Below are 6,772 nucleotides of genomic sequence, written 5' to 3' on the forward strand. Positions count from 1 at the left end.
GGCTGAATCAAGCCGTAGTAGCGAATACGATCATTCTCCAGCGCCTTGTCTCCGCCCCTGCCGTATTTCTCGCGAAAGAAGGGTCCAAAGAAAACACGATCGATCTCGTGCAGGCGGTCATGGGAGAGGGTCTCGCTGGCGGATGCCGAAGGATAGGCCTGCTTGATCTGAACGACCACGGCGGCAAGCTCTGGCCGTTCGAAGGCCGTCCGTTCAGTCGTATCGGCCGCACCAGGCTCGTTTTCCAACGATGGCGCCACATCAGTACCAGGAACAAAATCAACGGACACGGCCACCCCCCATCGCCCGCGTCGCCACGACTCGAGCGTTGTTTATCGGCGCATCGGTGCGTGGAAGAACTCTCAATGCCAGCACACTCTCGACATACGAGTTTTACTTTATGGCAGTAACATGACTGACATCACTAATCGCATTGCAGCATGACATCCAGCGAATGCGCGGCGCTTGCCCGCGTCGCCGGAGCGTTGCAGCCGAAACGAATACAACTCCCCGTATTGTATTTGCTGCCGGATGGCGCCAAACTCCGCCACAACGAGAACAATTAGCATGGGGGAAACATGTCCGCTTCTTTGGAGCCTGCGAACCTTGCCGATGTGGTCCGCGCCCGCGCGACGGCGCTTGGCGGCGCGATCGTCTACGAGTTCGAGGGACGCCAATCGAGCTTCGCCGAATTCGATCGCAACACCAACCGCGTCGCCAACGCGCTAAAGGCGCTGGGAGTCAGCAAAGGCGACCGCATCGCCTATCTCGGCAAGAACAGCGACATCTATTTCGAGCTGCTGTTCGGTGCGATGAAAATGGGGGCAGTGACGGCGCCGGTGAACTGGCGTCTCGCCGGCCCGGAAGTCGCCTTCATCGTCGAGGATTGCCGGGCGCCTGTGCTGTTCGTGGGACCGGAATTCATCACGCTGGTTCGCGGCATCAAGTCGCAGATCCCGAGCGTGCGCACCATCATCACGACCGAAGGCGGCGCGGATGAATGGCAGGATTTTGCGGTGTGGCGCGACGCGCAAAGCGCCGACGACCCCGGGGCCGAGATCAGTCCGCGGGACATCGCCATCCAGCTCTATACCTCGGGCACGACAGGCAAGCCGAAAGGCGCGATGCTGTCGCACGCCAATATGCTCAACCTCGTCACCGCCGGCAAGGACGCAACCCAGGCGTGGAACGAGTGGACCACCGACGAGGTCTCGCTTGTGGCGATGCCGATCTTTCACATCGGCGGCTCCGGCTGGGGCGTGCTTGGCCTCTATCACGGCGCCAAGGGCGTGATCGCCCGCGAGTTCGATCCGAGCAAGGTGCTGGACTTCTTCGAACAGTCGAAAATCACCAAACTGTTCATGGTGCCGGCCGCCATGCAATTCGTGGTGCGCCAGCCCCGCGCGCGCGAGGTGGATTTTTCGCGGCTGAAATACATGCTGTATGGCGCGTCGCCGATTCCAATCTCGCTGCTGAAGGAATGCATCGACGTGTTCAAATGCGGCTTCGTGCAGATGTATGGCATGACCGAGACGACCGGCACGATCGTCGCCCTGCCGCCGGAAGACCACGTCGAAGGCTCGAACCGAATGCGCTCGGCCGGCAAGGCCTTGCCGGGCGTCGAACTTGCGATCCTCGATGTCAATGGCAACCGCTTGCCGCCGGGCCAGGTCGGCGAGATCGCCACCCGCTCCGGCTCCAACATGGCCGGCTACTGGAACCTGCCGGAGGCAACCGCCAACACGCTCGACAAGGACGGCTGGCTGCGCACCGGCGACGCCGGCTACCTGGACGAGGACGGCTATCTCTACATCCACGACCGCATCAAGGACATGATCATCTCCGGCGGCGAGAACATCTATCCGGCAGAAGTCGAGAGCGCGATCTGCGATCATCCGGATGTGGCCGAAGCCGCCGTGGTCGGGGTCCCCGACGAGACCTGGGGCGAAGCGGTCAAGGCGATCGTGGTGCTGAAGCCCGGCAGGTCCGCGACCGCGACCGACATCATCAACTTCACCCGCGACCGCATCGCCGGCTACAAGACGCCGAAGACGGTGGATTTCATCGCGGCGCTGCCGCGCAACCCCTCCGGCAAGATCCTGCGCCGCCATCTGCGCGATCCCCATTGGGACGGCAAGGACCGGCAGGTGAACTGAGCCGCCAGCTCTGCATCGCCTCGGAGGTCGAGATGCCGGTTCGGGCGAACGGTATCGCCGTGCCAGCGACGCTGACCCGCGGCTGCAGGCTCCGGACTTCTACGGAGGCGGCGAGCGACCAGCGCTTAACCATCATCAGCGCTTCGTTGCGGCGGCAGACGGATCGCCGCCACCTGCGGCGCGGCAACAGCCCCTGGTAACGCGATGTTCGCAAACGGCGACCTAGATTTTCTCGAAATTCCGGGGCGTTTGAATGCGAGTCATCACCTGTATCGCGACCGAGCACAATCTGTGGCTGGTTCTTCTGGCCGCGGTCGTTTGCGTCATCGGCAGCTACGTCACCATGCAGCTGCTCGAACGCGCGCTGCAGACCGAAGGGCCGCAGCGGCTGGGCTGGGTTTTCCAGACCGCGTCGGTTGCGGGCGCATCGGTATGGTGCACCCATTTCGTGGCGATCCTGGCCTATGATCCCGGCGCGCCGGTCAGCTTCGACCCGTTGTTGACGATCGCCTCGCTGATCTTCGCGATCTGCGGCTTCGGCATCGGCTTCGGGATCGCCACGCACAGCACGCAACGCTGGACGCTGATGGTGGGCGGCGGCATGGTCGGCATCACCATTACGATCATGCACTACATCGGGATGGCCGCCTACCACATCAGCGCGATCATCGAATGGGACCTGGCCTACATCCTGGCGTCCGTGGCACTCTCGATTCCGCTGGCGATTGCGGCTATCTACATCGCGATTGGAACGGCGCAATCCTACTCCCTGCTGATCGGTACGGCCGGACTGGTGCTCGCGATCATCGCGCAGCATTTCATTGGCATGGCCGCGGTGACCGTGACGCCACTCACCTCGGATCTCACCAATGCCGTGATCTTCCAGGCAATGGCAGTGGCGGTCGCAGGCGGCGCGCTGTTCATCGTCGGAACGGGCGTCGCGAGCCATATGATCGATTCGCGCTCGCGAACCGAGAACACGATGCGACTGCGGCATATGGCGCTGAGCGATTCCCTCACCGGCCTGCCCAACCGGTCGAGCTTCGGTGAGCATCTCGATGACGAACTGGCGATGGCTCAACGCGACAAGCGCAGGCTAGCCGTCATTGGCATCGACCTCAACCGCTTCAAGGAGATCAACGATCTGCGCGGCCATCACGCCGGCGACCGGGCGCTCCGGACCATTGCCGACCGGCTGAGACGCTGCCTCAGGCAAGGCGAATTCGTCGCGCGCATCGGCGGTGATGAATTCGCAGGCGTGAAGCCGTTCGACGATCCGAGCGACCTGCTCGACTTCGTCGACCGGCTCAAATCGGTCCTGTTCGAGCCCCTCCAGGTCGACGATTTCATCACTCGCGCCGGAGCCAGTCTCGGCGTCGCGGTCTGTCCGGACGACGGAACGACGGCGCAGACCCTGATCAGCAATGCGGATTTCGCCATGTATCGCGCGAAAGTCGACCAGAGCAAGCCGGTCTGCTTCTATGAGAGCAAGCTCGACGAAGCCGCCCGCAAGCGACAGGTGCTCTCGCGCGAACTGCGCCGCGCGATCGAGTTGAAGCAATTCGAATTGCACTTCCAGGTGCAGATCTCGGTGACGGACGCCGCGGTCTGCGGCTATGAAGTCCTGCTGCGCTGGAAGCATCCGGAGCGCGGCCTGATCCCGCCGCTGGAGTTCATCCCGATCGCCGAGGAGAGTGGCGCGATCATCGAGATCGGCGAATGGGTGCTGCGCGAAGCCTGCAGGCGCGCGGCGGCCTGGCAGACGCCGCACAAGATCGCCGTCAATCTGTCCCCGGTTCAGTTGAGGCAATCCGACCTGCCGCGTCGGATCCAGCAGATCCTGATCGAAACCGGCCTCTCGCCGGCGCTGCTGGAACTCGAAATCACCGAATCGACCATCATCGCCGACAAGACCCGCGCGCTGCATATCCTCCGCCAGATCAAGGCGCTCGGCGTCACCATCGCTCTGGACGATTTCGGCACCGGCTATTCATCGCTCGATACCTTGCGTTCCTTCCCGTTCGACAAGATCAAGCTCGACCGCCTGTTCATGAACGAGGTCGAAAGCAATCCGCAATCCAAGGCCATCGTGCGGGCCGTGCTGGCGCTCGGCAAGAGCCTGGACGTGCCGATCCTCGCGGAAGGTGTCGAAACCAAGGACCAGCTCGATATCCTGCGTTATGAGGGGTGCGACGAGGCGCAGGGCTTTCTGCTCGGGCGGCCGCAGCCGCATGATGACATCTTCAAGGACGGCAGCGTTCGAGACGCGGCTCCCGCGGCGGCCGATGCTCCCAAGGAAACCAGCATCAAGGAAACCAGCATCAAGCAACCCGGCAAGCGGGTGGCCTGAGCCCGCGAGACCAGCACAGATCGATGGCCGTCAAGGCCCTTCCTGTCTGCCTGCGCCTCAATGCTTGCCAGCTCCCATATAGCCGAACAGAAATCCCGCCACCTTCCGCTTCTGGATCTCCTCGCTGCCTTCTGTGATGCGATAGCGGCGATGGTGGCGATAGATGTGCTCGAACGGCTTGTGCCGCGAATAGCCCATGCCGCCATGCACCTGCATAGCGCGGTCAGCGGCGTCGCAGCACAGCCGGTTTGCCCAGAAATTGCACATCGACACCTTGTCGGAGAGCGTGTGCTCGACCTCCGCCTGGGTGAGCTGGTCCATCTCCCAGGCGGTCTTGCGGATCAACAGCCGCAGCATCTCGGCCTGTGTCGCAAGCTCGACCAGCGGCCACTGGATCGCCTGGTTTTCCGCAAGCGCCTTGCCGAACGGCTTGCGTTCGCGAGCGTATCTGACGCTTTCGTCGATGCAGTAGACGGCAGCTCCCAGCGAGCTCGCGGCCTGCCGGATGCGGTTCTCGTGCACGAAACATTGCGCCAGCGACAGCCCGCGGCCGACCTCGCCGAACAGCGCATCCTCGGGAACAAACACCTCGGTGAAGCTGACCCGCGGGTGATCGGTCGGCATATTGAAGGTCCACATATATTCCTCGACCTTCACGCCGCTATTCTTCGCCGGGACCAGGAAGCAGGTGATGCCGCGCGCGTCGCCGTCATTGCCGCTGGTGCGGGCGAACAGCGCGCAGTGGGTGGCGACATGCATGCCGGTGGTCCACATCTTCTCGCCGTTGATCAGCCAGCCCTTGACGTTGTCGCGGGTCGCAGGCTGCGCCCTGGTCTCCATGTGGGTGGCGTCCGAGCCATGCCCAGGCTCGGTCAGCCCGAAGGTGATGCGGTATTTTCCGGTGATCGAGCCGTCGATCATCGCCTTCTGGTCGTCGCGGCCGTAACGATCGAGCATGGTGACGAGGGGAAAATTGCCGACGATCGAATGCTCGTTCTGCAGGTCGTTGTGCAGGCCAAGTCCCTTCGACGCGAAATGCTCGCGGATCACGGCCATCCAGAGGTTGGTGCCGTCCTTGCCGCCATGGCGCTTCGGGATCGCAAAGCGCAGGTGACCGGCCGCGTCGGCCAGGTTCTTGGCCTTGCGCAACAGCGCCTCCCATTCGTGCCGCGGCAGCCCGCCATTCTCGAAATCGGTGCGCGCCCATTCGCGGCGGTGGTCGAAGAAGCGGATGTTGTCGTCGGCGTCCTCGAGCGGCTTGATCTCGCGCGCAATGAAGCGGTCGAGCTCATCGAGATAGGCGACCAGATCGCCCGGCAAGGCAAAGTCCAAGGCGCAGCTCCCGGTTTTTGCTTGTTGTTATGGTCGACAATTAAGGTCGGCGGCGAAACGCAAGTCAAGCGATCAGACAAGTCAAGCAAGCCTTGTCGCTTCAATCAAGCGTTGACGGCTTGTAGCGCGCCCCCCGCTTGCATAATTGGATGGGACCGCGCGGCCAGGGCCAGCTAGTATCGCGCCGTTCCGCGCCACAGAAAATCGCCTCAGACAAGAGCGCGCCAGCGAAATCGCGTCAGGCAAAAGCCACGGGAGAGAACATGGACCTGAAATTTTCCAAAGTCACGCGCAAGGGACCGGTCACGATCGTGACGCTGTCGCGGCCCGAGGTCTACAACGCGCTGCATATCGAGGCACATTTCGAGCTCGACAAGGTGTTCGACGAATTTGCTGCCGATCCCGAGCAATGGGTGGCGATCGTCACCGGCGCCGGCGACAAGGCGTTCTGCGCCGGCAACGACCTGAAATGGCAGGCCGCGGGCGGCAAGCGCGGCTGGGACAAAGGCGGCTTCGCCGGCCTCACCGCGCGGTTGGATTGCGACAAGCCGATCATCGCCGCCGTCAACGGCGTCGCGATGGGCGGTGGGTTCGAGGTCGCGCTGGCCTGCGATCTCATCATTGCGTCCGAAAATGCCACCTTCGCTCTGCCCGAGCCGCGCGTCGGCCTGGCGGCGCTGGCCGGCGGCCTGCAGCGGCTGCCGCGGCAGATTGGGCTGAAGCGCGCCATGGGCATGATCCTGACCGCGCGCCACGTCTCGGCCAAGGAAGGTTTTGAACTTGGTTTCGTCAACGAGGTGGTCCCGCAAAACCAATTGATGGCGACCGCCGAGCGCTGGGCCGAGACCATTGCCAAGAATTCGCCGATGTCGATCCGCGCCTCCAAGCAGGCGATCGAGCGTGGCCTCGCGGTCTCGCTGGAACAGGCGATGAC

5 protein-coding genes are annotated in these 6,772 nt (G+C 63.0%); 3 read left to right on the top strand and 2 right to left on the bottom strand.

Features of this window, described 5'->3' with window-relative positions:
- A partial coding sequence (locus WCB02_RS00500) for a hypothetical protein (protein WP_423955138.1) occupies nt 1-290 on the bottom strand: 290 nt, incomplete at its 3' end.
- 288 nt (nt 291-578) lie between these two features.
- Between WCB02_RS00500 and WCB02_RS00505 the strand changes: the two genes are divergently transcribed.
- Both WCB02_RS00505 and WCB02_RS00510 read left to right on the top strand, forming a co-directional pair.
- On the top strand, nt 579-2,156 hold the full coding sequence (locus tag WCB02_RS00505) for a fatty acid--CoA ligase (protein ID WP_423955139.1): 1,578 nt from the start codon (nt 579-581) through the stop codon (nt 2,154-2,156).
- Between the two features lie 253 nt (nt 2,157-2,409).
- On the top strand, nt 2,410-4,506 hold the full coding sequence (locus tag WCB02_RS00510) for a putative bifunctional diguanylate cyclase/phosphodiesterase (RefSeq protein ID WP_423955140.1): 2,097 nt from the start codon (nt 2,410-2,412) through the stop codon (nt 4,504-4,506).
- Nucleotides 4,507-4,563: 57 nt separating this feature from the next.
- Here the strand turns inward: WCB02_RS00510 and WCB02_RS00515 are convergent, their stop codons facing one another.
- Nucleotides 4,564-5,838 (bottom strand): acyl-CoA dehydrogenase family protein, encoded by a 1,275-nt coding sequence (locus WCB02_RS00515; RefSeq protein WP_423955142.1) that lies wholly within the window; start codon nt 5,836-5,838, stop codon nt 4,564-4,566.
- A 263-nt stretch (nt 5,839-6,101) separates the two neighbouring features.
- On the opposite strand from WCB02_RS00515, the gene WCB02_RS00520 reads away from it, so the two are divergent.
- Nucleotides 6,102-6,772 (top strand): enoyl-CoA hydratase-related protein (locus WCB02_RS00520; protein WP_423955145.1); only part of this gene is annotated, 671 nt, incomplete at its 3' end.

The sequence above is a fragment of the Bradyrhizobium sp. genome (assembly GCF_049581145.1).
Taxonomy (GTDB): domain Bacteria; phylum Pseudomonadota; class Alphaproteobacteria; order Rhizobiales; family Xanthobacteraceae; genus Bradyrhizobium.